The sequence below is a fragment of the Pantoea sp. BAV 3049 genome (genome assembly GCF_009765445.1).
In the GTDB taxonomy this organism is placed as follows: domain Bacteria; phylum Pseudomonadota; class Gammaproteobacteria; order Enterobacterales; family Enterobacteriaceae; genus Erwinia.
This window is the reverse complement of the sequence record NZ_WHOY01000031.1, coordinates 4,476,965-4,500,034: the sequence shown is the minus strand read 5'-3', so window position 1 is coordinate 4,500,034 and position 23,070 is coordinate 4,476,965. Positions and strand designations below refer to the sequence as shown.

The window sequence follows — 23,070 nt, the reverse complement described above, 5'->3', positions numbered from 1 at the left end:
TTATTCAGCAGGTTGAATATTTGACCGCCCTCACATTAATTCCCTGTTGCATTCCAGGCATAACCTCAGCCGTTTTCGCTATTTCCACCCGTTTCAGCCGACATGCATACTGAACCCTCCTTTTCCGGGAGTTTATTTATGGCCCACTATCTGAACGCACAACAGCGCGCGGCGATTAAGCTGCGGTCATCACACTGGATCTGGCGCAGCGAATTGCCGACCTGGTGCGTGATGGCATGCGTTTATGGTGGCTGGTTTGGGCTGGTCGCGGCCTGGCAGTGGCTGGGGGCGCTCAGCGCCACGCCGCTGATGATACTGGTGACCGCCTGGTATATGTCGCTGCAGCATGAGTTGATCCACGGACATCCCACACGCTGGGCCAGAGTGAATCAGCTGCTGGGACAGCTTCCGCTGGCGATTTGGTATCCGTATCGACTGTATCGGGATTCACACCTGCAGCATCACCGTAATGAGCACCTGACGCTGCCGGATTACGATCCTGAGACTTACTATTACAGCGCGCAGCAATGGCAGCGCTATCCCCGCCTGTTCCCACTGCTAGCCGCTGTGCGCAATACGCTGGCGGGTCGCGTGCTGCTTGGTCCGTTGCTGGATATCATCGGAACGGCGAAAGATGCACTGAGCAAAATGCGCAACGGCGACCGGCGCGAACAGCTGATGTGGCTGAACCACGCGGTGCTGTTGGCAGGCGTGTTTTACTGGCTACACCTGCATGGCATTTCAACGCTGTGGTATTTGCTGGCGGTCGGTTATCCCGGCCTGAGCCTGACCAAAATTCGCTCGTTCTATGAGCATCGCGCGGAAGAACATCCTGAAGCTCGCTCGGCGCTGAACGAGGCCGGGCCATTCTGGCGGCTGCTGTTTATGAATCTGAACTATCATCTGGTACATCACGACCTGCCAGGCTTGCCCTGGTATGGCCTGCGTGAAGTGTATCTGGCGGACAGAGAGAAGTATCAGCAGCGCAGCGAAGGCTTTGTGGTCAACGGCTACGGCACCCTGCTTAAAGCGCATCTGTTCACGCCGGTCGAGGTCAATGTTCACCCTTTTGCCGACCCGTTCAGGAGCGATAATGACAGTATCACTGCCGATGTACCCCTTCAGCCCGCAGACGGTGGAAGCTTTCTGGCAGCGGCTGAAAGCGGCGATCCCTTCTCCGTCCCTGCCAGCCACACTGAGCTGGCCTGATCCCCTGCTGCCGCACTGGCAGCGTACCGATCTGCTGCTGAGCCAGACCTGCGGTTTTCCGCTGATGACCACGCTGCCGGATGTTCAGGTCGTAGGCGCTTTTCTCTTTTCAGCCCCGGGATGTGAAGGAGCCAACTACCGAAGCTGGCTGGTGGTTCGCGAGGATGGTCAGGATGTGCTGGAACAGTTTCGCGGGCAGGTGCTGGCATTTAACAGCTCCGACTCCCAGTCTGGTTACAACAGCATAATGAAGATGACCGGTGGTCCGGCCTTTTTCTCCCGCACCGTCGCCTCGGGCGGACATCGCTCTTCTGTGGCCCTGCTGCGACGCGGCGAAGCTGATATTGCCGCCATCGACTGCATCTCCTGGGCGCTGCTGCTGCGGGATTTTCCTCAGGAGCTCAGCGGCCTGAAAATCATCGGCCAAACCGCCAGCGTTCCCGGCCTGCCGCTGATAACGTCTGCTCAGACGCCTGCCACAACGGTCGAAGCGCTGCGCAACGGCCTGCGGAAAACGGTGGCCGATCCCGCCAACAGCGCCCTGCTCTCAGCGTTGATGATTACCGGCTTCACCGTATTGCCACGCGAGAAGTGGCAGGTCATTTTTAACTAAAACTATTGGCAAAATATTAACCACCCTAACGTTCTCCAACAGAGTGATTGAAATAATTAACCTCCTGACCAGCCGCGTTGATACGATAAAATTTTAATTCGACCTTTTTAACGTCTGGCCAGTGGTCACTGCGCGATAAAGTTTGTTGTGCTGCTACAGCACAACAAAAACAACATAAAAAAGAAACATAATAATAATTTTCATCTGGCCACCCGCATAGTGTCACCGGATGTAACAATAGTCTTCTTTAAATGCGCCCCATTAATAACGATGCAACCTTCTTAACTATTGCCAACTGTTTGAGAATTATCGCCATGAATAAGAAAAGCGCTGCAACCAAATGTGTTTGTTCCTGATTTCACCGCTATATTGATCGTATTCCCACGTCACAAACAAACTCCGTTTTGTTAATCCACCACTAACTTACCCTCACAAATAAAAAGGGAATAAGTGATTTTCGGTATTTTTAGTGAATATGGGTTCGATAACACAAATGCGTTCACAACAGATTGAACTCCCGCAGTTGCAAATGCTTGCTTCGTGGCTTGCCTCCGCTTATATTCTGCTTTTAATGCTACATACCACGCGGCAGTTGAAATTATCAGTATGGCTCTCTGTTATAAAAATACGCTTCCCACTGCCGTGCTGCTTTCCTTACTGCTCAGTGGCTGTGCCTCACTGTCCAGCAACAGTATCGATCTCTCTCCTCAGGCCAGCCTGAAAGCGACCTGTCACGTCCCTCTGAAACAGCAGATTGATGCCCTCGCCGAACCACTGATTGCCCAGCATCACACGCCGGGAATTGTGGTGGCGATTCTGCAGCCCGACCGCCAGCGGCAGGTGTTCAGCTATGGTTTTACCGATAACAACCGCCGCATTGCCGTGAACGGCGACACGCTGTTTGCCGTCGGTTCGGTGACCAAAGGATTTACCGCAGAGAGTGCCGCGCTGCTGGTGGATCAGGGCAAATTGAGCTGGAACAGCACGCTGGGCAGCCTGCTCGGCAACCAGGTGCCGCTGAGCAAAGATGCCAGCCAGATTACCCTGCTACAGCTCGCCACCCATACTTCCGGCCTGCCGCGCCAGATGACGACCCTGCATATGCTGCGCAAGTTAACCGACTATCTCTTTACCGGTCAACCTTTTTATGACGACCTGGATAACGGTGATTTCCTCGGTTATCTGCAGGATTTTGAGCGGCCATCCCGGCGCTCGGTGGTGTATTCAAACCTCGGCTATTCCATTCTGGATTACGTGGTGACAAAGCACAGCGGACAGCCGCCGCAGACTATTGCCAGCCAGCAGATCCTTGCACCACTGCGGATGGAACACACGGGCTACCAGCCGGAAAAACTACCGGGTTACGCGCTGCGGGCCAGAGGCCATGCGGGGGATCAACCGAAGTTTGTGAAACGCGGAGAAGTGGTGCCGGACTGGCATTTCTCCGGCTACATGGTGGGTGCGGCCTCGCTGTGGTCCAGCGCTGACGATCTGCTGACCTGGCTGGATGCCCATCTGCACGGCAGCGGTGATGCTGCACTGGATCGCGCCTTTGCAGATGCCACCACCATCCGTTTTAAAGAAGCGCAAAACGACTCTTCCGCGCTGGCGTGGCTCAGCAACAATATCAACGGCCAGAGTATTCTTTATCAGTCTGGTTTTATCGGCGGATTCGCCAGTTATATCGGGATGGATCTGAAGCACCAGACGGCTATCGTGGTGCTGCAAAACAGTTTTAACTGGGATAACGATATCGGCCACCGCATGCTGCTGCGCATGGCGGAAAGCCAGGACCACCCTGAAAAGTGCCAATAACCCGGGTGGCCGGAAGAATTTATTCGTCGAGCTGCAAAGGAGGCAGTTGGGCAAAGACGCTGAGCAGTCCCGAACTCCAGAGCTGGCGGATTTGGGAAAAATAAGGATGCTTTTCGGTGATATGGTACTGCTGTGCCGTGCTGAAGCTGTCGGAGTGGTACATCATCACGTCCAGCGGCAGCCCGACCGAAATGTTACTCGCCAGAGTCGAATCCATTGAAATCAGCGCGCACTGCATCGCCTGATCCAGCGGCGTGTCAAAGCGCAGCACCCGGTCGATAATCGGCTTGCCGTATTTGCTTTCACCAATCTGGAAATAGGGCGTGTCGGTGCTCGCCTCAATGAAATTACCCTGCGGGTAGATCTGGAACAGCCGAGGCTCCTCGCCTTTGATCTGGCCTCCCAGCATCAGCGTGCCGCCAAACTCTTCGCCGTCGCGCTTAATCACCTCACGCAGCGTCTCCCCCACCAGCAGGGCCACATCGTACATGTTGGTACAATTCATCAGGTTGGGCTTTTCGGGCTCGGAACAACCCCGCCGCAGCAGGCTCAGGGCGCTTTGCGTGGTGGCCAGATTACCCGCGCTTTGCAGCACCAGCATCCGCTCATCTTCCTGCTGAAAAACATGCAGCTTACGAAACGACGAAATATGGTCAACTCCCGCATTGGTACGGGAGTCAGAAACGAAAATCATCCCTGACGATAAACGCATTGCCACACAGTAAGTCATAGTTTGCCCGATTAAAATTTACTGCTGCGAATTCACCAGTTGCACCGCAGCCACTGCCAACATGTCTTCACTTCCGCCACCCAGCCGCATGCCTCTTACCGGGCAGGCATCCATATAATCCACCCCGACCGCCAGCTTCAGGTGCTGACGGGTACTGCGGGTGTTATTGGTAATATCGAAACTGTGCCAGCTGCCGTCCACCCAGGCTTCCACCCAGGCATGGGTCGCCACATGCTCCACGGTGTCAGTATAAAGATAACCGCTCACATAGCGAGCAGGGATATGCAGGCTGCGGCAACAGGCCAGGAACACATGACTGTGATCCTGGCAAACCCCGGTTCCGGCCGCAAAGACTTTCGCAGCGGTATCGGTAACCATCGTGCTGCCCGGCTGATAAGGCATTTTCAGCAGCAGCTCACCCATCAGGCGTTCGAGGCTCGCCAGCGGCGCTTCAGGACGATAATAGCGCAAGGCAAACTCAGCTATCGCCCGATCAGGCTGGGTTAATGACGTGATTCGCAGAAATACCAGCGGCGACAGCGTGCTGTCCGGATCGGGAGCGGTACCTCCTTCATCAAGGATTTCCACCACGCCACGGGCCTCAATTTCAATCGACTGATGTGGCGTGTCCAGCGTCAGCACGTGGAGCACGTTGCCAAAGGTATCAGTGGTGCAGATCGCCTGCGCAGGCAGCAACAGATCCCAGGAGAGAACGTGCTGATGGATAGAATCCTGCGGCGTAAGGCGCAGGTATTGGGTGCTTTGTTTCACCAGATTCTGGTAGCTGAAGCAGGTCTTGTGGGCGATATCCAGTTTCATTTGGCCTCCAGGTATGTCTGTTGAATGCTGCCGGCAATGTCGCTCAGCTCGGCGAGGAAGTGCTGTAACCAGCTGTGCAACCCTTTGCTGACCAGCGACTCATAACTGCTAAAGCGCAGTTCGGCATGCAGTACGGTAAGCAGCAGGCGGGGACGGTTTTCGCCACTGCTGCCGATCAAATCCAGCTGATTGCCAATCTCTTCAACACAGGATCGCAGCGATCGTGGGCTTTCCTCACGGAGGATCAGCATTTCAGATACGCTGTCGCTGGCCAGTTGCTGTTTGTAAATGGTGTGATAGGCCTCGCGGGCGGAAACGGAACGCAGCAGCGTGTCGAGGCGGTAATATTCCCGCACCGAATCTTCGTCCTGCTCGGTGAGATAGCGCGTGACATCCAGCAGCCTCGCCGTGCAGTCGGCCCGCTCCAGCAGCGTACCGAGGCGAATAAAGCTCATCGCATCACCACGCATCAGCGTGCCAAACATCGCGCCGCGAAACAGATGCGAACGCTCTTTTACCCAGTCAAAAAAAGCATCCGCTCCGCTGCTGTTGATCCCTTTGCGCCGCAGTTTCCTCAGCTCTATCCAGCTGGAGTTGATGCTCTCCCACACTTCGGACGAGAGGCTGCCACGCACCGCATGGGCGTTGTTCCAGGCGGATTCCCAGCAGCTGAAAATACTGCCGGGGTTACGATCGTCGAGGACAAAAAAGCTGAACAACTGTGGCATTGCCAGCTTGTCATTTAACGTCCAGAACAGTTCGCCAGTGCTGGTGAGATTCAGCGGTACCCGCAGCTCGTCATCATGGCTGCTGCGAACCGGCATCAGCGATAGCCGGTTGGTGACGTCCAGCACGCGGGCAATGTTTTCGGCACGCTCTAAATAGCGGGCCATCCAGTACAGGCCACTGGCCGTGCGACTCAGCATGCGTCATCCTCCAGAACCCAGGTATCCTTGGTGCCGCCGCCCTGCGATGAGTTCACTACCAGCGAACCTTCCGTCAGTGCCACACGTGTCAGGCCCCCCGGCACCAGGCGGATTTCCGCTCCGCTGAGGGCAAACGGACGCAAATCGATATGCCGGGGTGCCAGCCCCTGCTCCACAAATGTCGGGCAGGTGGAGAGCGCCAGCGTGTTCTGGGCAATGTAGTTTTGTGGCCGGGCTAACAGCCGCGCGCGAAACTCTTCTAACTGCTGCTTGCTGGCTACGGGGCCAATCAGCATGCCATAGCCCCCTGCGCCGTGAACCTCTTTCACCACCAGTTGTGGCAGGTTAGCGAGTACCCATGAAAGCTCATCGGGACGGCGGCATTGCCAGGTCGGGACATTATTCAGGATTGGCTCTTCGGAGAGATAGAACTTCACCATATCCGGTACGTAAGGATAGATGGATTTATCGTCCGCCACGCCGGTGCCTATGGCATTAGCCAGCACCACATTTCCGGCACGATAAACGGAGAGCAGCCCCGGCACGCCGAGCATAGAGTCCGCACGGAAAGCCAGCGGATCGAGGAAGGCATCGTCCACGCGACGGTAGATAACATCGACTTTGCACGGTCCGGCAGTGGTGCGCATCATCACTGCCCCATCTTTCACAAACAGGTCAGCACTTTCCACCAGCTCCACGCCCATCTGCTGCGCCAGGAAGCTGTGCTCAAAGTAGGCGCTGTTAAAGCGGCCTGGTGTCAGCACAACCACCACCGGATCGTTCACCGGCGAGCTTTCCCGCAGCGTCTGCAACAGATGCGACGGATAGCGCTCCACCGGCGCAATGCGCTGCTGCGCAAACAGCTCCGGGTAAAGACGCATCATCATTTTGCGGTTTTCCAGCATGTAGGAAACGCCGGATGGCGTGCGCAGATTGTCCTCCAGAACGTAGTATTCGCCATCGCTGTTGCGCACCATATCCACGCCACAAATGTGCGCGTAAATATCGCGATGCAGGTTCAGCCCCTGCATACAGGGTTGATACTGATCGTTAACCAGCACCTGCTCCGCCGGGACGATCCCCGCTTTCAGAATGTGCTGCTCGTGGTAGATATCGTGAAGGAATGCGTTGAGAGCCTGCACCCGCTGGCGGATGCCTTTGTCCAGCATCACCCATTCGCTGCCAGGGATAATGCGCGGGACGCTGTCGAAAGGGATCAGGCGTTCGGCCCCCCCATCCTGTCCGTAGACATTGAAAGTGATACCAACGCGGTGAAACAGCAGTTCGGCCTCTTCCCGCTTGCGGGCGAAGGCCTCCTGATCAGCCTGCTTCAACCAGTGCCAGTAGTCGCGATAATGCTGGCGATACTGGCCATCGCCCAGCAGCATTTCATCATAAAAGCCTGAAGCTGATTCATAGCCTTGATTCATGATTTCCCTTCCACTGTCGGTGAACCCATCAGAGATCTGCACAAAGCGTGCCAGCACGATTACCCGTGATGAGAGGCCGGCACGCAAGCGATACTGCAGGCCACGGGGCTGTCAGAACGGGTGGATATTGTCCCTGAAGAAAGCGCAGAAAGGGGAACGCACCATGACAGTGCGTTCCGCAGCAGGTTTTAGTCGTTAGCTAATGGGTGCCAGATTTCAGTGACGGCTCCTTCGCCGCCGGTGATTGGGTCCTGTTGCGGCATCGGCACACGTTTAATCTCTACGATAGACTGGTTCACCCTCTCCTGCTCGTCACGAAGGGTTTCGGGCATCATGCCGCGCGGGTAAGCCCCAACGGCAAAGAAGTCATCGCTGGCGGCCAGTTGCTGATGCCCCACGCCAGCCGGGATCAGCACCGCATCGCCAGCATGCAGCGTCACTGCCCGACCGGTTTCGCCGCCAAACAGGATCTGCGCCCAGCCGGCCCCCACGCCAAGCAGCTCATGGGTATTCGGGTGATAGTGAGTGTAGGGGTAAACAGGATAGCGCCAGCGCGGCAGCCACTGATTGCGGGCAAACAGGTCTTCAAAATAGCGGGCGATATCTTCCTCTTCTCGCGGCACAACCATCGGATAGATAATCAGCGGCAGTGGGTTATTGGGCACGCCGCTGGCAGGCTGGAAGGTCATATATTGCGGGTTGGATGATGCACCGGCAGAAAACGTTCCGGCGGCAAAAGACATCATGGTGAGTAAGCTACCAGCATGGGGCAACATAACGGCCTCTCCTGTTGTCTGGTGGTAAAGCAGGGTGGTTGTTTGTTAATTAATTGTGGCACCTGATAGTAAAGATGCAATCACTGCCGCTGGGCTTTGATCACATAACACATTAATTTAATGAAACTTAAGTCAAATCAACTCCCGGCGCTTCGGGTGTTGTGCTGGGGGCTCAGCAAGAGGGAAGACAGGAAATAACCGGTGGGTAGATTTCCCACCGGCTGAGCCAAAAATCAACTCAAGGGGCCCTGACAGGTTTACCTGATACGGTCAGCCGCAGGTTTAACGACGTTAACCCCGTGATGACCATAAAACTGATAGAGAGTGTTGGCAGCCGCTTTGGTCAGAACCAGGATCTCAATGCGGCGGTTACGGGCAGAGAGAGGCTGGTCGGGATCCAGCAGCATGTTGTCGGCCATGGCATTGACCTGCAGTACGCGCTGCGGCTCCAGTCCACCCCGCTCGAGGACTCGTCTGGCGGCCAGCGCACGATCGCCGGAGAGGTTCCAGTTGTTGTACGTGGCGTTGTTGTGATAGTTAGCTGAATCGGTGTGGCCGGTGATCATCACCTGGTTATCCAGGCGGTTGAAGACCGGGGACAGCTCGGTCAGCAGCCGCGTGAAGTAAGGTGTCATCGCCGCGCTGCCGCGAGCAAACATCTGCCGATCATCGTTATCCTGCAGCAGGATCCGCAGCCCCTGCGGCACCTTTTCCAGCGACAGATTGCCCTGCGCCTTTAGCGTCGAAGTGATTTTCATGATCGCTTCACTCAGCTGATCCAGCTCCAGATCCGAACGGGCCAGCACCTGATCCAGCGATTCCGCTGGCGGCGCGGGCAGATCCTTATGGGCTGGCTGCGACGCTGTATCCTGCTGTGGCAGTGCTTGCTGTGACGATTGCCGTTCCGGCATGGCTGAGTCACCCATTACCGCCGGACCTTTCGACCCGGGCAGGCTGATGGGAGTGAATGGAGTTCCATCAAAAATCGAGGTGCCGTTAAGCTGCGCAACGATCTCTTTGCGCTCGTTCTCGTCTACGGCCCCGACGATCCACAGCACCATAAACAGCGCCATCATCGCCAGCGTAAAGTCGGCAAAGGCCACCTTCCACGCGCCGGTATGCACGCCATGATGGCCTTTACGCCCACTGCGCTTGATGATGGTGGTGGAGTGAGCCCCCTTTCTCATCGCCCGCTCTCATTCATCTGGTTCACCCAACTGTCGAGCGTTGCAAAAGTCGGTTTACTTTCCAGCGGCAGCATTTTGCGCCCGGCATCCACCGCCAGCAGCGTCGGCTTACCGGCCACGTGATTGACCAGCACCGTACGGATACAGACAAATACCGTCATGCGCTTTTTCATGCACTGCTCCATGGCGTTAGCCAGCGGATCCATCAGGCAGTAACAGAAGAACACCCCAAGGAAAGTCCCGACCAGCGCGGCCGCCACCTTCAGGCCGATCAGCGCGATCGAGCCGTCGATAGACTGCATGGTAATGATGATCCCCAATACCGCAGCACAGATACCAAAGCCCGGCATTGCCTCGGCGGTACGCTGTAAAGAGCGGGAAGGCACCATCAGCTCCTCTTCCAGCGCTTCAATCTCCGATTCGAGGATCCCCTCCATTTCATGCTCGTTGATTTTACCCATCGCCATCAGGCGGAAGTTATCGGAGATGAAAGTGATAAATCCTTTGTCTTTCAGGATCAGCGGATACTTCTGGAACAGCGAACTGTTCTCCGGTACTTCAATGTGCTCATCCAGCGCCTTCAGGCCGCCATCCTGCACCAGCTCCAGCAACTCGTACATCATCAGCAACAGTTGCTGCTGAAATGCTCCGCCCTGCTCGTCCTTACGCACCGCAGATTTTATCTGCCGCCACATCGCCTTCAGCACGTGGGCCGGGTTGGCAATCACCATCGCTCCGGCACCTGCGCCGAGGATGATGATCAGTTCGCCAGGCTGCCAGAAAGAGGCCAGCCGCCCGCCAGACTCCAGAAAGCCCCCGACCACGCAGCCGAGGACAATGATCAATCCAAGTAGTTTTTGCATAATAAATTGCTCAGAAGAACGCCTTAATCTTTTCGCCGATGCGCTTGTTCAGCTGGCAGACGCGGGCTTCGGTTAATCCCAGCACCAGCGAAATCTCTTTCAGGCTCATGTCCTGCTGGTAATAGAGGTTAAGAATGATTTTTTCGCGTTCGTCGAGCGTCTCGATGGCGCTGGTCAGCGTGCGCTGCGTTTCAATCTCCTCTTCCAGCCTGCGACCGGCGAAGGCGTTGCCGTGAGTCTCACCGGAAAGCAACAGGTCGAAACTCTCCATGGTTCCCGCACTGTCGAGCAGCAGATACTCCTGATAGTCCTCGGCTGTCATTCCGGTCTGCCGGCACACCTCTTCCGGCGAAGGTTCACGTCCCAGAGTGCGGGACATGGCGCGGATGGTGTCATTGATCTTGTGCGTTTTCTGCCGCAGGCTGCGCGGGCGCCAGTCGTGCTGACGGAACTGATCCAGCACCGCACCACGAATGCGCTGCGCGGCATACCCGGCAAACTGCTCATCGGGCTGACCATAACGGCGCAGCGCCTCCAGCAGCCCCATCAGCGCAATTTGCTCGATATCATCACGGTCAATCATGCTGTTGGCCTGCGGGGCCAGCTGACGGACAATGCGCTTGACCAGCGGGAGCCACTGCTGCATGTAGTGGCTCTCCTCCGCCGCCGTCAGGGCCGGGAGTTCGTTAAACATTTCCTGATGTGCCATCACTGAAAAACCATTTTTGAAAGGGTGAGATCTTCAAAGGGCATCGGCATGTTCATTTCGCCGAAGCTCGACTTATAGCTGTCCATCATCAGCTGACGCAGCTCAGGCACGGTCATGCTGCGCACGTCGCCATAAGTCATTGAACTGAAGATATCGACAGTGAAACCTTTGATTTTGGGCAGCAGATTTTCCGTCTGCTGGGAGTGCAGGTCATCACGAGTGGTCAACGCCAGGTCCAGCAGCAGGTAGTGCTCCCGGGCGTGTTCATCGCGGAAGGTCATCACCAGGTTTTTCACTTCAACAAATTGCAGCTCACGCGGTTTCGGTTTGGCTGACAGAAAGCTCAGAGGTGACGTGTCCTCCCCTTTCTCGCGGTGATTCATCCAGGTCGTACCAATCACCACCAGCGCAGCGGTGGCAACAGCCCCGACCAGCACCAGCAGTGAAATGAGCAAAAAAGATTTTATTTTCATTGATTAAACCATTGTCAGTATTGTGCCGTCGGTGCGCGGCCCTTGGGACGCACCCTCTTCAAAGTTTTGCGCAACCGGTGTATCTGGCTGCGACGGGTGTCGTTGTTGTTGGCGGCTGTCACCGCTCTGGGACGACACCTGAACGTTCACCTGAACGTTGTTCTGCTCACTGAGGCTGATGCGCAGTTGTTCACTCACCTGCTGCAGTGCGCGGTAGATTTCAGGCTGTGCCGCCTGAATCTGAACCTGGAGTTTTCCCGCCTCGTAATGCAGCGTGATATCGAGCTTGCCGAGCTGCGGCGGATCGAGACGGATAGTGGCTTTCTGGCTCTGCTGCGAGATCTGCATCTCCAGCTTTTCGCTTAAGGCCTTTTGCAACACTTCGGCCTGCGCTTCATGCGCTGCAGGCAAGTGCAGTACGCTGCCGGAAACGCTGTTTTCACGCTGAAGTGCAGCACTGAGCAGCGGCGAGATTGAGGCATGTTGCAGGCTCTGCGGCATTACGGCCCCGGTCTGGCCGGGCTGCTTATCCTGCTGAGTCACTTTGCTGACAGGCAGCGCTTCTGCCGTTGCAGGCTGAGCGGGTCGCTCAGCGGCTGCGGAGCGTGTGGTAACTGGCGGAGCGGCTATCTCTGGCGGCAGGGCCTCATCAGCAGCTGGGGTTTCATCCATCACCGGGTTGCTGTTACTGAGTGGGGTCACGGGAACAGGCTTGACTTCCTGCGGCACTATCGCCGCCGGTTGAGGCTGACCGCTCTGCTCAGGTTGCGGAATCACGGTCAGCCCTGGCTCTGTTACCGGCTGCAGCTGCACACCGGGATCGGTCAGCAGCAGATCCAACAGCATTTGCGGGTCGCCCTGCGGTTCGTCAGAAGTTGTTTCATCAGCGATCGGCATCAGGGTTTCATCGTCCCCCGCGACAGGCTGCGGCACCGTCAGCAAAGGCATCAGTGCGGGCATCACCTCAGTCTGACCGGGGAGTTCGTTCATGCCTGGCAGGCTGTCCCCCGCGGCAGGGACCGTGGGGATTAAAGAGGTCACCGGCATCATTACTGCTCCTCCTCACCGGTTGAGAACAGGGCATATGCCTGTAATCCTTCGCGTATTTTCTGATGCTGCTGGATCTTCATCTCCAGGATGTCATGCTGCTCACGGCAAATCTTTGCCGCACGCTGATGGCTGCGCTTAAGCGCCGCGACTTCCTCGCGAACCTCATCCTGTTTCCCCTGCAGACGGATGGCCTGCAGAAGCTGGCTGATACGGCTGTCGAGGCGGCGGATTTCATCCCAGTTCTCATCCTCAGCGGCCTGTTCCAGCGCCTGACCCAGCTGCAAAATACGCTGATCCATTACGCGCCCATCCCTTCCCAGCCCTGCTGGATGGAGCGCAGGATCTCTTCCACTTCTTCGATCTGCTCGATGGAGAGGTGATGACTGGCGTCATACAGCCGGTAAACGCAGTAGTCGTAAAGTCCCGCCAGCCGCAGCGCCAGTTCACCGCCGTTGTCGAAGTCCAGCGCGCTGGTCAGCGCATTGAGGATATCGATGCATTTATTGATGCTGCCCGCCTTACGTTCAAAGCGCCGGGCCTGGATGTGGCCCTTGGCACGGGTCAGTTCGTCCAGCAGGCCGGTAAACAGCATCAGTACCAGCTGATGAGGCGTGGAGGCTGCGGTGCGGATTGCCAGGTCGGCGTCCTGATACTGGGTAAAGTCGTTGCCTGTTCCGTACATTGAAACGATCCTCGTGTCTTAAAGGGTGTGGCTCACTCACGCGCAAAGCGCTTAAAAAAACATGCCCATCGTCTGGTTCATCTGGCTGATGATGGTTTTCATGTTGGTAAACTCTTTCACGTAGCGGTTGAAGGTGGTCTCGTAGCGCTTGTTGATTTGCGCTTCCTTCGTGGTCAGTTGCTCGCCCTGACGATCAAGCGTTTCCTGCCGCTGCTTAATCGTGCCGGTGGTACTGTTCAGGAAGGTATCAAGGCCCTCTTTATCCATGCGGCTCAGCAGGCCGTTGGAGCCTTCAAACAGTGAGTTCAGCGCATCAGGTCTTGCTTTCAGCGACTCTTCGAACTGGGTGCCGTCCAGCGTTAACTGCCCATTTCTGTCCGGTGTGATGCCAAAATCGCTGAGCCTTGCACCATTAAAATTGGTACGTAGCAGGGCATTCAGTCGGCTCTCCAGCGCGCCGATCCCTGAGTCGCCAGCCAGCGCACCACGGCTCTCTGAACTGTCCCCACCGCCGCTTTTGGTCAGCTCATCCAGCTGAGTGCGCAGCTTGTTGTAAGCCGTCACAAACGCCTGTGCCTGTTCTCTGGAGCTGGAAACATCGGTATCTACGTTGATCACCAGTGGCTCGTTGCCGGTGGGCCGGATCACCGTCAGTTCGACCCCCGGAATGGTGTTGCTGAAGGTGTTGGTGCTGCTGGTAAACGTCATCCCATCGCCTTCACCCATGGTGATAATCGCGTCGCGGGCGGTGGAGATTTGTGTCGCATCTGCCAGTTTTGCGGCGAACGTATCGTCGGTTGCTGAGAGCGTCACCTGATTAGCCGCGCCGGTGTTATCACTGCTGATCATCAGCACGTTGTTACCGTTCTGTCGCACCAGAGAAGCCGTTGCGCCTGAGTCACCGCTTTCGGCATTGATGCGATCGCGCAGCTCCGACAACGAACTGACGGAGGACATGTCAATCTCCACCTCTTTGTCGGCGATGGTGATTTTCATCGAACCTTCAGCGGCAGCAATATCGGCATCGGTCAGATTCTCAAAGGCTTTCTGATCGGCGCTGGCCGTCTGCGTAACATTAATGTTGTAAAGCCCTTTTCGGGCGGAGCTGCTGGCGCTCAGCGAAACGAAGCCTTCCTGGCTGGCGGTGGCGCTGTTGACCACCATGCCGCCGCTGCTGCCGCTGGTGGCAAAACCTTTCAGCGCAGTCTGAAAATCAGTTAATGCAGTACGCAGCGTGGTCAGCGCTTTTTGCTGCGCCGAAAGCCGGTTCTGCTGGGTCTTGAGCTGAGATTGCTGGGCGGCGATGGTTGCCTGCGCCAGACTTTGCGCGACCGTTTGCGGGTCAAAATCGTCTAACCAACTCATTTTTTATGCTCTCCCTTTCAGCCAGCCGCGCCTGATGTTCAGGCTTTCCTGCTCTCCTGATAGCAATGCGCGTGCCAACTATAAAAGTTGATATTATTCAGTGTGTTGAATTTTAAAATCGGAAATAAGGCTTCCTCCCGAACGGAAAGAAAAGGGCCCAAAAGGGAAAAAAAACACCGCCCTGGAGCGGTGTTATCAGCGGTTAATGGCCGGTTAGCCCAGCATGCCCAGAACCATCTGGCTCATGCCGTTAGCCTGCTTCAGCATCGCCTGGCTGGACTGCGTCAGCATGTTGTTGCGGGTCATCGCCGTGGCTTCCGCCGCAAAGTCCGCATCCTGGATTACGCCAAGGTTGAGGTTGGTGTTGTCCTGCATGTTCGCCAGGTTAGCTGCGGTGTGGCCCAGGCGGTTGATGTTCGCACCCAGTGAGGAGCGAATGCTGCCCACATCGGACATTGCTGTGCTGATCTGGTCAATCGCGGCGTTTGCAGTGGCGGCTGAAGACATATCTGAATCCAGCAGCGTGGCCAGAGAACCGGTTACTGCGGTCAGCCCTGCGCTCAGGTCCACGCTCAGCGTCTCTTCAGAACCGGCACCAATCTGGAACTGCATACTGGCTGTCAGTTTGCCTTCTGTGTCGCCATCTTCGCCAACAGAGGCCAGCAGCTTTTCAGAACCGTAAGAGGTGTTGCTCATGATGTTTTCCAGCTCGGCATTCAGTTCTTTGAACTCACCCTGGATAGCGGTACGGTCATCGGCGTTGTTGGTGTCATCCGCCGCCTGGGTCGCCAGGTCCTTCATACGGTAAAGGATGTTGTTCACTTCATCGAAAGCCCCTTCTGCGGTCTGCAGCATCGCCGTTGCTTTGGCAATGTTCTGCTTGGCCACGCCCATACCGTTAGACTGTGCCTGCAGGCGGGAAGCAATCTGCAGACCGGCGGCATCGTCGGCTGCAGAGTTAATGCGTTTACCGGTACCCAGACGCTCCATGGCAACATTCAGGCTGCTGGTCGCTTTGTTCATCGCATTGGTCGAAGACATCGCTGCAGAGTTAGTGAAAATTGATAATGACATAATGGTTATCTCCTTGAGTGAAACTGGTTTTGTTTTCAGTACCTGATATAAACGACGTTTCAGCGGAAATATTTAAATAGAAAGATAAAAAAAATCATATAAATAATGAAGTTATGACCAATTTCTTCAGCGGCAACCTGAATATAAACGGCCGTAAATAAGAATAATTAAATTAAAAAGGAAGAAACCGGTGCTTCAGGCGAGTTTTGATAAAAATGTTAAAAAAAGATAACATGTGACAGGGCATTCATTAACAAACAGGGAATAGGAAGATACTTACACTCAATATAAAAACGACAAATATCAATGAAAGATAAATAATATTTGCCAGCGGAAGTTTTTATTCCGCCAATAGTTGAATAACGCCGCAAAAATGATGAAAATATCGCCACTTTATTTTCACCTCAAAAAAAGGTCGCTCCCCGCTATGATCTCTCATTGCGTGATCCATCACTGGCTGCTCGATATCCCTTCCGGATCGCTGGTCCATCAGCAGTCCGGTGAGCAGCGTCGACTGGGCGAGTATCAGCTCAAACTGCTGATCGTGCTGGTACAGAACGCAGGAAAGATCCTGACGCGCGAGGAGTTGAATACGCTTGTCTGGGAGCGCCGGGTGATCGGCAACAACAGTTTACCGAATGCCATCCACGCCCTGCGCGTGGCGCTGGAAGACGACGGTAAGCAACAGCGTATTATTAAAACTATCCCCAAGAAAGGCTATATCCTCGAAGCGGAGTATTGTGAATTCAGTCTGGATGAAAAGCGGGAAGCCGACAGCAAGGGGGCGGCTGAAGATGCCGGAGTGCAGCTTCTTTATCCGCAGACTGTCACCAGCCAGGAGAGTCCATCCACGCTGACCCTGGCCCGTGAGGAGTGGCAAAAAGAGTCACAAAAGGAGAGCGTCTGGCTGACGCAAAAATTGCAGGCCAGGCGGAAACGCTTCTGGCGCTGGATGTGCCTGGCGCAGGCAACGTTGCTGCTGCTGGTGGTGGGATTTCTGGTGCTGACCAGCTCTCTGAAGCAGGAGAACAAACTGACTGAGCAGGTACCAGGGGTGTGGAGCAACATTCACCTCTATGCTCTGGAGCATGTCAACGATCAGCTGAGGCCCACCGAGGAAATTGATAAGCAGATAAATCCTTCCCTGTCAGCACTGAATACGTTACTGATTGAGCATCAGGCCAATATGCAGGTTTTTTACCAAATCGTATCCAGCACAATGAATTACACGGTGGAAATCACCAGCCGTTGCGATCGTCGGGAACTGGCGATGAATATCGCCCAGTTCCGCAGTAATAACGCCCAACTGAATGCCCTTATCTATCGTGAAACAGAGAGAGAAATAAATGAAATGGCGAACTGCGTCAATTAGTCTGATGACTCTTACATTGCTGTTAATCGTCGGTGCGATGGCAAATACTCTGTACATCCCTAAACCTGAACTAAACGACCTGTTTAACGGCAATAACAACGGCAACCAGGACAAACTACAGTTTGGCTACTACGATTTGTTATCCAAAAGCAGCGAACTGTATAACCCCCATTATGTCATCGGCAAAAAATCGATTCTGTGGACACTCAGCAGCCCGGACGATAACCGTCTACAAATTAAGGTGCTGATGTCACTCAAAAAAGCCACTTCTGAGGGGCTGTTATATGACTATAAGCCAGTTTGTATCACCCAACAGAAAAACGATCTGATGATTGCCAATATCATGGGGCACCTTGAGCGTAACCGTATCATACTTAACAGTATCAGCTTTCCCGGCGGCAAAGTGACCACCACCACCTCAGGACAAATCATCAGTCATCTTTAACGGGCGTTCAGCACATTACGCACTCGGGTCGCGGAAAGGTTAGCCTGCCCGGCAAGGGCCTGAGTCAGCGTAGTGAAATCGCCTGCCAGAAGGGTGGCGGAAAAATCAGAAGCAGCCTGCAGGGCAGAAGATCGGCCACTGAAAGTCGCCATGCTGTCGATGCGCTGCTGGGCCCTTTCGCGGGTTTGCTGCAGTGACCGACGCTGTTGCGTCAGGGTTTCCAGCGCCTTTTCCAGCTCGGGCAGGATCTGGCCGCCCTGGGATGGGGTGCGGTTCAGCTGAGTTAATGCCTCTTCCAGCCCACTTTCCACCTGCGGTTTAACCGGGAAAAACTGCCCCTGCGGATATCGCTCACCGCCACCCTGCACGCTAAGATGCTGGCTCACCTGTGGCCAGCGCTGCTCATCCACCTGAAAGTTCAGCCGATCCTGCGCATCCAGCTTGCCCTGAATGCCCCACTTCCCCAGAGCCTGATTCAGCCGCAGCAGATTATGACGTGGTGAAGCATTCTCCTCCAGCGAGGCCGCGCTGACTTCGCGCTGTCTGCCACCCAGCGAAAAAGTCAGAACCTCCTGTTCCGATCTGTTCACCAGCGCTGTCCCATCCTGCAGGCTGAAGTTCACCAGCGGCTTGCTTTGCAGGTTCAGCTGCAACTGCCGATCAACATAGCCGCCGGACAGGCTATCGCGCTGCATCAACAGTTGCTGAAGGTTTTCGCTCCTCTCCCTAACCTCCCCCTGAGCGTCCCGCCGTGTCAGCGCATGCACCAGCTGCAGCACCTGCTTTTCGGCGCTTTGCAGAAAGCTGTCGGCCTGCTGTACTGCCGTCAGCTGCTCATTGAGCTGCACGTTGTAGCGCAGCGGCTGAGACGAGATCAGCGGACGATCCGGATAGCTGTTGGCGGCTGCAGCGGTGCGGGCGGTGAGCGTTGTCGCTTTATCCAGCGGCTGGGCTGTGGCGGCCTGACGAGTTTGCAGCGTGCTGCTGCCCGCGCCCGTCTGATGAATATCTACCTGCATCATGCCTTCTTAAATCAACGAAAACAGCGAAAGCTGCTGGATTTGCGTATAGCTTTTCTGCGCAGCCAGCGAGGCGTTGTAATAGCGGGTCAGGTCGATACTGGCGCTGGCCATATCCAGCTCGGTCAGGTTGCGCGTCACCGTGTCATTAACCACGCTGTTGTCATCGTGGATATCTTTCAGCAACGTCAGCGTATTAAAGCGGCTGCCCAGCTCCGTATAGATTGCCGCAATCTTGCCATGAGAGCCCTGCAACGAGGCATAGGCGCTGCTCATCTCTTCAGCGTAATCCGACGGATCCAGCGTGCCTTCCTGCATTTTGTCCGCGATGGCTTTCAGCTGGTTCAGCGTCTCCAGATTGTCACCAAACGCCTGAGCCAGATGGGTGGTGACCGCGACCGACACGCCGTTGGAGACATTGGTGGTCGCGGTTTCCTGATTGCCCTGATACGACCAGCTGTTAGTGTCAGCATCGAAGACCAGCGGCTGCTGATTGGTCCGGGTACCGGAGAACATATGGCGGCCGTCCTCGTCTTTAGTATTGACCAGCGACACGGTGGTCTCCAGCAGCGAAGCCAGCTCTTTGCCATAAGCTTTCATGTCTTCGGCAGAGAGCGTACCGCCCATCGCTTCGACCATTTTATCCATCATCGCCTGCAGCTGCTGCTCCGTCCCTTTAACGGTACTTTCCTGGCCTGACAGATTGCCGGTCAGGCGATCGATATTGCTCTTATACTGATCGATAGCCGACTGCTCGCGGCGCAGCTGCGCCAGCTGGGTGCTGGCGATGGGATCGTCAGAGGGTTTCAGCAACCGCGTCTGGCTGGCGATCTGGCTCTGCAGGGTCAGCAATTTCGACTGATTGCGGTTAAAGCTGGTCAACATGGTGTTGGTGAATGTCAGGGTGCTGATACGCATCACAGGCTCCGGAAAAAGTTAAAACAGCGCCAGCAGATCGCTGAAGATTTGATCGCCGGTGGCGATGATCTTCATATTGGACTGGTAGGCCTTGGTATAGACGATGATGTTGATCGCCTCTTCGTCGTCGTATACGCCGCTGTAGTTGTTGCGCTCATTTTCTGCCTGAGTCAGCAGCGCCACCGCCGCTTCCAGGTTGGTCTGGTTTTCGCGGCTTTTGATCCCCACGGTGCTGACCAGAGAGGCGCTGGCATTCGACAGTGTGGTGTTGCCCATTCCAGGGATGTCCATGGACTGATTAGCAATCTCGATCAGCCGTTTGAGATTTTCATTGTTGCCGGTGGCGTCAGGATCGGCCGAGAAAGCCAGCTCATCCCAATTGATATCGGTTAGTTGCAGCATGCCGTTCGGGTTACTGGGATCGAAGATGAACAGATCTTTACCGGGTTCGCCCTGCAGATCGTATCCGGCGCGCTGCTGGGCGTTAAAGGCTTCAGCCATTGCCTTAGCCATACCCATGATCGAGTCAGACATCTCGCTGAGCGTGCCGCTTTCATAATCATGCAGCCCGCCCAGCGTACCGCCACAATCCATCTCCACCTGGAAAGTCGCGCTGGAAAGGCTCAGCGACATCGCCATATTCCCCTGCGCATCTCGCTGCAACGAGAGCTTGCCTGCGGTGGATCCGGCAACCAGCGGCTGGCCCGAGCTGAGCGACAGCGTGTAGCTGCCGTCAGAGGATTCGTTGATCCGCACATCCACATAGCCACTCAGCTCTTTCACCAGCTCATCGCGCTGGTCGCGCAGAATGCTGGTGTCCGTGCCCAGCGCCTCGGACTCGGTAATTTTCTTGTTGTACTCCGCAATATTACCGCTGAGCATATTGATGCTGTTCACCGTGTTCTGCTGCTGGGTCTGAATATCGCTCCGCTGCTTGCTGATGAACTCCTGCATTTTATTAAAGCGTAACGCCAGCTGGCTGGCGTTAGTCAGCACGTCCTGGCGCATGGCCTGATTTTCCGGCTTTTCCGTTGCGCCGCTGAGCGAGCTGAACAGGCTGTCCAGCCCGTCGCCCAGCCCGGAAGTGGTCGATCCAAGCAGGGTTTCCAGCTGGCTGAGCATATTCTGGGAGGTGGCGTAAAAGTTAGCGTTGGTATTGGCCCGCCAGACCTGGCCGGTAAGGAACTGATCGGCCATGCGGCGAATACTGGTCACGGCTACGCCGTTGCCGCTGTTAAAGCCCGACTGCCCGGAAGGGCTGATGGCTGACTGTTCAACGCGCTGACGGGTGTAACCGGCCGTAGCCATGTTAGCGGTGTTTAACGCGGCGACATTTAACTGCGTCTGCGAGGCACGCATACCGCTGTAGCCAATATTGAATAAGTTGTTCATCTCTTTCCCATTTCGGTTAAGCGCTGCTACCCAAAGTCAAAGCGGCAGGCTGACGAGAAACTTAACCGCCGGCAGGGATTTCTCCCCGCCGTTTAACTTCCCTTTACGAGGCTGCGGTCAGCTGCTGGATAAGCAGGCTGGCGATGCCGGTGCTGCGCTGACTGGCCAGGCTTTGCGCCAGGGCATCATCATAAAAATCACGCACGGTGCGCGACTCACGAGAGCTGAACAGGCCGTTTTCCCCGGTAAGCACATCAGAACTTTTGCGCATCGCCTGCAGCATCTGCCGCAGAAACATCGCTTCAAATTTTTCCGCCGCCTGCTCCAGCGTCTGCGGCTTCGTCCCGGCAACCACATCGCTGCGGGCGGTGGAGAAGGTACTGCTGAGTGCTTCAATTTTCACATCACCACCAGTTCCGCATCCAGCGCGCCAGCTTCTTTCAGCGCCTGCAGGATCGCCATTGTGTCATCAGGAGACGCGCCCAGCGTGTTCAGCGTGTTGACAATGCTGCGCAGGCTGGTGCCACCGGAAATGGTGGTCATATGGCCATCGCCACGGTTCACGCCTATCTCGCTTTGCGCGGTCACTGCCGTGGTCCCCTGACTCAGAGGGCCAGGCTGACTGACGGTCGGGTTTTCACGGACGGTTACCGTCAGGTTGCCATGCGAAACGGCCGCAGGACGAACCACAACCCCCTCGCCCATTACCACGGTGCCGGTGCGCGCGTTAAACACCACGCGGGCAGGCTGTTTGCCCGCCTCCACCGAGACTTCTTCCAGCTGCGACATAAAAGCCACGCGCTGATCGGGATCGACTGGCGCATTCACTGAGATATTGGTGGCGCTCTGCGCCTTCGCAGTACCATTGCCAAAAGTCTGATTGAGCGCAGTGGCAATATTGTTGGCTGTTTTAAAGCTGGGACGCTTCAGATTGAGATAGACCAGGCGGTTGATCTGGAAGTCGTTGGGGATCTCCCGCTCCACGCTTGCTCCATTAGGGATCAGCCCGACCGTTGGAGTGTTAATGGTGATGCTGGAGCCGCTGTCACCGGAAGCTTTCACGCCGCCGACCACGACATTGCCCTGGGCCAGCGCGTAAACTTCGCCGTCTGCACCGCGCAACTGGGTCAGCAGCAGCGTGCCACCGCGCAGACTTTTTGCATCGCCAATAGAAGAGACCGTGACGTTTATCGTCTGACCACGGGCATACATCGGTGGCAGCGTTGCGCTGAGCGCGACTGCTGCCACGTTCTTGACCTTGGGATCGATCTTCGCGGGCATCTGCACGCCAAACTGGCGCAGCATATTAGTGACCGACTGACTGGTAAATTTCACCTGGTTACGGTCACCGGTACCGTCCAGCCCGACCACCAGGCTGTAGCCAACCAGCTGGTTACCACGCATACCCTGCACGTCCACCAGCTGACCCAGTGGCTGAGCCTGCACCGGAACAGCTAACACCGATGCGGCAATAAAAAGAGAGAAAAGCAAATGACGAGTCATGACAAAACCTTAAATCGGGAACAGCGGATGGTTAAAGAAGCGGGTCAGCCAGCCGGCTGAGTTGGCATCGCTGAGCGCACCGCGGCCGGCATAGGAGATGCGGGCATTGGCGATACGTTGTGAAGACACCGAATTATCGCGTTCGATATCGTCGGAGCGCACCAGGCCACTGACGCGCATATATTCATCGCCCTGGTTAAGCGTCAGCCATTTTTCCCCGCGGATCACCAGCACACCGTTGGGCAACACCTGGTGAACGGCCACGGTAATCGACCCCCGCAGCATGTTTTGCTGGGCGGTGGAGGCGCTGCCATTAAAGTTGCGATCGCCAGACACTGAACCACTGAGGTTGTCGTAGGTTTTCCCCAACACCGAAGGTGCACCAAGTTCAACGTCGTTCTTCTTGCCGAAGTTAGTTTTTGCCTGCTTGCTCGATTGAGTGGACTCATCCAGCCTGACCGTCAGGATATCACCCACGCGATAAGCGCGGCGATCCTGGGTTAGCGACCAGTTATAGCTGCTCTGGTAGAGTCCGCCGCCGCGTACCGGTTCGCTGGCCTGTGTCAGGTTAACGGGCGGAGCGAATTCAGCGTCGTCTTTATGTACCAGATAGGGTGAGCTTTCGCACCCGCTGAGCAGCAGAGCCATCGCCAGCAGCATGATGCTTTTTTTCATAATAGGTTCCTGATTTGGGCGGAAA

General features: G+C 55.8%; 25 protein-coding genes. 5 read left to right on the top strand and 20 right to left on the bottom strand.

The features are described from left to right. Positions 1–138: 138 nt before the first annotated feature. From GSQ70_RS22255 to GSQ70_RS22245, 3 genes are all read left to right on the top strand, one after another. The gene (locus tag GSQ70_RS22255; protein WP_158784547.1) at positions 139–1,209 is read left to right on the top strand and encodes a fatty acid desaturase; all 1,071 of its coding nucleotides are present in this window, start codon (positions 139–141) and stop codon (positions 1,207–1,209) included. Then, positions 1,094–1,822 (top strand): phosphate/phosphite/phosphonate ABC transporter substrate-binding protein, encoded by a 729-nt coding sequence (locus GSQ70_RS22250; protein WP_158784546.1) that lies wholly within the window; start codon positions 1,094–1,096, stop codon positions 1,820–1,822. Before GSQ70_RS22255 ends, GSQ70_RS22250 begins: the two co-directional genes overlap by 116 nt. Positions 1,823–2,428: 606 nt before the next feature. Further along, positions 2,429–3,637 (top strand): serine hydrolase, encoded by a 1,209-nt coding sequence (locus tag GSQ70_RS22245; protein WP_158784545.1) that lies wholly within the window; start codon positions 2,429–2,431, stop codon positions 3,635–3,637. Positions 3,638–3,656: 19 nt separating this feature from the next. On the opposite strand, the gene GSQ70_RS22240 is transcribed toward GSQ70_RS22245, so the two are convergent. From GSQ70_RS22240 to GSQ70_RS22175, 14 genes are all read right to left on the bottom strand, one after another. Then, entirely contained in the window at positions 3,657–4,367 is a 711-nt protein-coding gene (locus tag GSQ70_RS22240) for a proteasome-type protease (RefSeq protein ID WP_158784544.1), read from the bottom strand. 18 nt (positions 4,368–4,385) lie between these two features. Next, positions 4,386–5,186 (bottom strand): transglutaminase family protein, encoded by an 801-nt coding sequence (locus GSQ70_RS22235; RefSeq protein ID WP_158784543.1) that lies wholly within the window; start codon positions 5,184–5,186, stop codon positions 4,386–4,388. Then, a complete protein-coding gene (locus tag GSQ70_RS22230; RefSeq protein WP_158784542.1) occupies positions 5,183–6,112 on the bottom strand; it encodes an alpha-E domain-containing protein in 930 nt (309 codons plus the stop codon). Before GSQ70_RS22230 ends, GSQ70_RS22235 begins: the two co-directional genes overlap by 4 nt. Next, a complete protein-coding gene (locus GSQ70_RS22225) occupies positions 6,106–7,542 on the bottom strand; it encodes a circularly permuted type 2 ATP-grasp protein (protein WP_158784541.1) in 1,437 nt (478 codons plus the stop codon). Before GSQ70_RS22225 ends, GSQ70_RS22230 begins: the two co-directional genes overlap by 7 nt. Before the next feature lie 188 nt (positions 7,543–7,730). Continuing rightward, positions 7,731–8,318 carry a cupin domain-containing protein gene (locus GSQ70_RS22220; RefSeq protein ID WP_158784540.1) on the bottom strand — a complete coding sequence of 196 codons (588 nt, stop codon included), beginning with the start codon at positions 8,316–8,318 and terminating at the stop codon, positions 7,731–7,733. A gap of 257 nt (positions 8,319–8,575) precedes the next feature. After that, positions 8,576–9,505: a putative lateral flagellar export/assembly protein LafU gene (lafU, locus tag GSQ70_RS22215; RefSeq protein ID WP_158784539.1), complete on the bottom strand. Its 930-nt coding sequence runs from the start codon at positions 9,503–9,505 to the stop codon at positions 8,576–8,578. Further along, on the bottom strand, positions 9,502–10,368 hold the full coding sequence (gene motA / locus GSQ70_RS22210; RefSeq protein ID WP_158784538.1) for a flagellar motor stator protein MotA: 867 nt from the start codon (positions 10,366–10,368) through the stop codon (positions 9,502–9,504). The genes lafU and motA overlap by 4 nt, the downstream gene beginning before the upstream one ends. Before the next feature lie 10 nt (positions 10,369–10,378). Further along, the gene (locus tag GSQ70_RS22205) at positions 10,379–11,062 is read right to left on the bottom strand and encodes a FliA/WhiG family RNA polymerase sigma factor (RefSeq protein ID WP_233268439.1); all 684 of its coding nucleotides are present in this window, start codon (positions 11,060–11,062) and stop codon (positions 10,379–10,381) included. A 14-nt stretch (positions 11,063–11,076) separates the two neighbouring features. After that, complete coding sequence (locus GSQ70_RS22200) at positions 11,077–11,550, bottom strand: flagellar basal body-associated FliL family protein (protein WP_158784536.1); 474 nt, start codon at positions 11,548–11,550, stop codon at positions 11,077–11,079. A 3-nt stretch (positions 11,551–11,553) separates the two neighbouring features. Continuing rightward, positions 11,554–12,600 carry a flagellar hook-length control protein FliK gene (locus tag GSQ70_RS22195; RefSeq protein WP_158784535.1) on the bottom strand — a complete coding sequence of 349 codons (1,047 nt, stop codon included), beginning with the start codon at positions 12,598–12,600 and terminating at the stop codon, positions 11,554–11,556. Then, entirely contained in the window at positions 12,600–12,899 is a 300-nt protein-coding gene (locus GSQ70_RS22190; protein WP_158784534.1) for a hypothetical protein, read from the bottom strand. Before GSQ70_RS22190 ends, GSQ70_RS22195 begins: the two co-directional genes overlap by 1 nt. Beyond that, on the bottom strand, positions 12,899–13,282 hold the full coding sequence (fliS, locus tag GSQ70_RS22185; protein WP_158784533.1) for a flagellar export chaperone FliS: 384 nt from the start codon (positions 13,280–13,282) through the stop codon (positions 12,899–12,901). The genes GSQ70_RS22190 and fliS overlap by 1 nt, the downstream gene beginning before the upstream one ends. Before the next feature lie 51 nt (positions 13,283–13,333). Beyond that, positions 13,334–14,647: a flagellar filament capping protein FliD gene (gene fliD / locus GSQ70_RS22180; RefSeq protein WP_158784532.1), complete on the bottom strand. Its 1,314-nt coding sequence runs from the start codon at positions 14,645–14,647 to the stop codon at positions 13,334–13,336. 213 nt (positions 14,648–14,860) lie between these two features. Further along, positions 14,861–15,721, bottom strand: a complete 861-nt coding sequence (locus GSQ70_RS22175) for a flagellin (protein ID WP_158784531.1) — start codon at positions 15,719–15,721, stop codon at positions 14,861–14,863. A 427-nt stretch (positions 15,722–16,148) separates the two neighbouring features. Between GSQ70_RS22175 and GSQ70_RS22170 the strand changes: the two genes are divergently transcribed. Both GSQ70_RS22170 and GSQ70_RS22165 read left to right on the top strand, forming a co-directional pair. Then, on the top strand, positions 16,149–17,093 hold the full coding sequence (locus tag GSQ70_RS22170; protein WP_158784530.1) for a transcriptional regulator: 945 nt from the start codon (positions 16,149–16,151) through the stop codon (positions 17,091–17,093). After that, positions 17,068–17,538: a hypothetical protein gene (locus GSQ70_RS22165; RefSeq protein WP_199257294.1), complete on the top strand. Its 471-nt coding sequence runs from the start codon at positions 17,068–17,070 to the stop codon at positions 17,536–17,538. The genes GSQ70_RS22170 and GSQ70_RS22165 overlap by 26 nt, the downstream gene beginning before the upstream one ends. On the opposite strand, the gene GSQ70_RS22160 is transcribed toward GSQ70_RS22165, so the two are convergent. The 6 genes from GSQ70_RS22160 to flgH all read right to left on the bottom strand — a co-directional run bounded on the left by GSQ70_RS22160 (position 17,535) and on the right by flgH (position 23,045). After that, complete coding sequence (locus tag GSQ70_RS22160; protein ID WP_233268438.1) at positions 17,535–18,557, bottom strand: hypothetical protein; 1,023 nt, start codon at positions 18,555–18,557, stop codon at positions 17,535–17,537. The genes GSQ70_RS22165 and GSQ70_RS22160 overlap by 4 nt on opposite strands. 9 nt (positions 18,558–18,566) lie before the next feature. Next, complete coding sequence (gene flgL, locus GSQ70_RS22155) at positions 18,567–19,475, bottom strand: flagellar hook-associated protein FlgL (RefSeq protein ID WP_158784527.1); 909 nt, start codon at positions 19,473–19,475, stop codon at positions 18,567–18,569. 18 nt (positions 19,476–19,493) lie between these two features. Beyond that, positions 19,494–20,867: a flagellar hook-associated protein FlgK gene (gene flgK / locus GSQ70_RS22150; protein ID WP_158784526.1), complete on the bottom strand. Its 1,374-nt coding sequence runs from the start codon at positions 20,865–20,867 to the stop codon at positions 19,494–19,496. A 103-nt stretch (positions 20,868–20,970) separates the two neighbouring features. Beyond that, positions 20,971–21,270: a rod-binding protein gene (locus GSQ70_RS22145; protein WP_233268436.1), complete on the bottom strand. Its 300-nt coding sequence runs from the start codon at positions 21,268–21,270 to the stop codon at positions 20,971–20,973. Then, on the bottom strand, positions 21,267–22,370 hold the full coding sequence (locus tag GSQ70_RS22140) for a flagellar basal body P-ring protein FlgI (RefSeq protein ID WP_158784525.1): 1,104 nt from the start codon (positions 22,368–22,370) through the stop codon (positions 21,267–21,269). Before GSQ70_RS22140 ends, GSQ70_RS22145 begins: the two co-directional genes overlap by 4 nt. Before the next feature lie 9 nt (positions 22,371–22,379). Beyond that, the gene (flgH, locus tag GSQ70_RS22135) at positions 22,380–23,045 is read right to left on the bottom strand and encodes a flagellar basal body L-ring protein FlgH (RefSeq protein WP_158784524.1); all 666 of its coding nucleotides are present in this window, start codon (positions 23,043–23,045) and stop codon (positions 22,380–22,382) included. Between the last annotated feature and the right edge of the window lie 25 nt (positions 23,046–23,070).

Excerpts from the sequence above, each read along its gene's own strand:
- GSQ70_RS22255 (WP_158784547.1), top strand. The coding sequence starts at position 139 with ATGGCCCACTATCTGAACGCACAACAGCGCGCGGCGATTAAGCTGCGG.
- GSQ70_RS22250 (WP_158784546.1), top strand. The coding sequence starts at position 1,094 with ATGACAGTATCACTGCCGATGTACCCCTTCAGCCCGCAGACGGTGGAA.
- GSQ70_RS22245 (WP_158784545.1), top strand. The coding sequence starts at position 2,429 with ATGGCTCTCTGTTATAAAAATACGCTTCCCACTGCCGTGCTGCTTTCC.
- GSQ70_RS22240 (WP_158784544.1), bottom strand. The coding sequence starts at position 4,367 with ATGACTTACTGTGTGGCAATGCGTTTATCGTCAGGGATGATTTTCGTT.
- GSQ70_RS22235 (WP_158784543.1), bottom strand. The coding sequence starts at position 5,186 with ATGAAACTGGATATCGCCCACAAGACCTGCTTCAGCTACCAGAATCTG.
- GSQ70_RS22230 (WP_158784542.1), bottom strand. The coding sequence starts at position 6,112 with ATGCTGAGTCGCACGGCCAGTGGCCTGTACTGGATGGCCCGCTATTTA.
- GSQ70_RS22225 (WP_158784541.1), bottom strand. The coding sequence starts at position 7,542 with ATGAATCAAGGCTATGAATCAGCTTCAGGCTTTTATGATGAAATGCTG.
- GSQ70_RS22220 (WP_158784540.1), bottom strand. The coding sequence starts at position 8,318 with ATGTTGCCCCATGCTGGTAGCTTACTCACCATGATGTCTTTTGCCGCC.
- lafU (WP_158784539.1), bottom strand. The coding sequence starts at position 9,505 with ATGAGAAAGGGGGCTCACTCCACCACCATCATCAAGCGCAGTGGGCGT.
- motA (WP_158784538.1), bottom strand. The coding sequence starts at position 10,368 with ATGCAAAAACTACTTGGATTGATCATTGTCCTCGGCTGCGTGGTCGGG.
- GSQ70_RS22205 (WP_233268439.1), bottom strand. The coding sequence starts at position 11,062 with ATGTTTAACGAACTCCCGGCCCTGACGGCGGCGGAGGAGAGCCACTAC.
- GSQ70_RS22200 (WP_158784536.1), bottom strand. The coding sequence starts at position 11,550 with ATGAAAATAAAATCTTTTTTGCTCATTTCACTGCTGGTGCTGGTCGGG.
- GSQ70_RS22195 (WP_158784535.1), bottom strand. The coding sequence starts at position 12,600 with ATGATGCCGGTGACCTCTTTAATCCCCACGGTCCCTGCCGCGGGGGAC.
- GSQ70_RS22190 (WP_158784534.1), bottom strand. The coding sequence starts at position 12,899 with ATGGATCAGCGTATTTTGCAGCTGGGTCAGGCGCTGGAACAGGCCGCT.
- fliS (WP_158784533.1), bottom strand. The coding sequence starts at position 13,282 with ATGTACGGAACAGGCAACGACTTTACCCAGTATCAGGACGCCGACCTG.
- fliD (WP_158784532.1), bottom strand. The coding sequence starts at position 14,647 with ATGAGTTGGTTAGACGATTTTGACCCGCAAACGGTCGCGCAAAGTCTG.
- GSQ70_RS22175 (WP_158784531.1), bottom strand. The coding sequence starts at position 15,721 with ATGTCATTATCAATTTTCACTAACTCTGCAGCGATGTCTTCGACCAAT.
- GSQ70_RS22170 (WP_158784530.1), top strand. The coding sequence starts at position 16,149 with ATGATCTCTCATTGCGTGATCCATCACTGGCTGCTCGATATCCCTTCC.
- GSQ70_RS22165 (WP_199257294.1), top strand. The coding sequence starts at position 17,068 with ATGAAATGGCGAACTGCGTCAATTAGTCTGATGACTCTTACATTGCTG.
- GSQ70_RS22160 (WP_233268438.1), bottom strand. The coding sequence starts at position 18,557 with ATGCAGGTAGATATTCATCAGACGGGCGCGGGCAGCAGCACGCTGCAA.
- flgL (WP_158784527.1), bottom strand. The coding sequence starts at position 19,475 with ATGCGTATCAGCACCCTGACATTCACCAACACCATGTTGACCAGCTTT.
- flgK (WP_158784526.1), bottom strand. The coding sequence starts at position 20,867 with ATGAACAACTTATTCAATATTGGCTACAGCGGTATGCGTGCCTCGCAG.
- GSQ70_RS22140 (WP_158784525.1), bottom strand. The coding sequence starts at position 22,370 with ATGACTCGTCATTTGCTTTTCTCTCTTTTTATTGCCGCATCGGTGTTA.
- flgH (WP_158784524.1), bottom strand. The coding sequence starts at position 23,045 with ATGAAAAAAAGCATCATGCTGCTGGCGATGGCTCTGCTGCTCAGCGGG.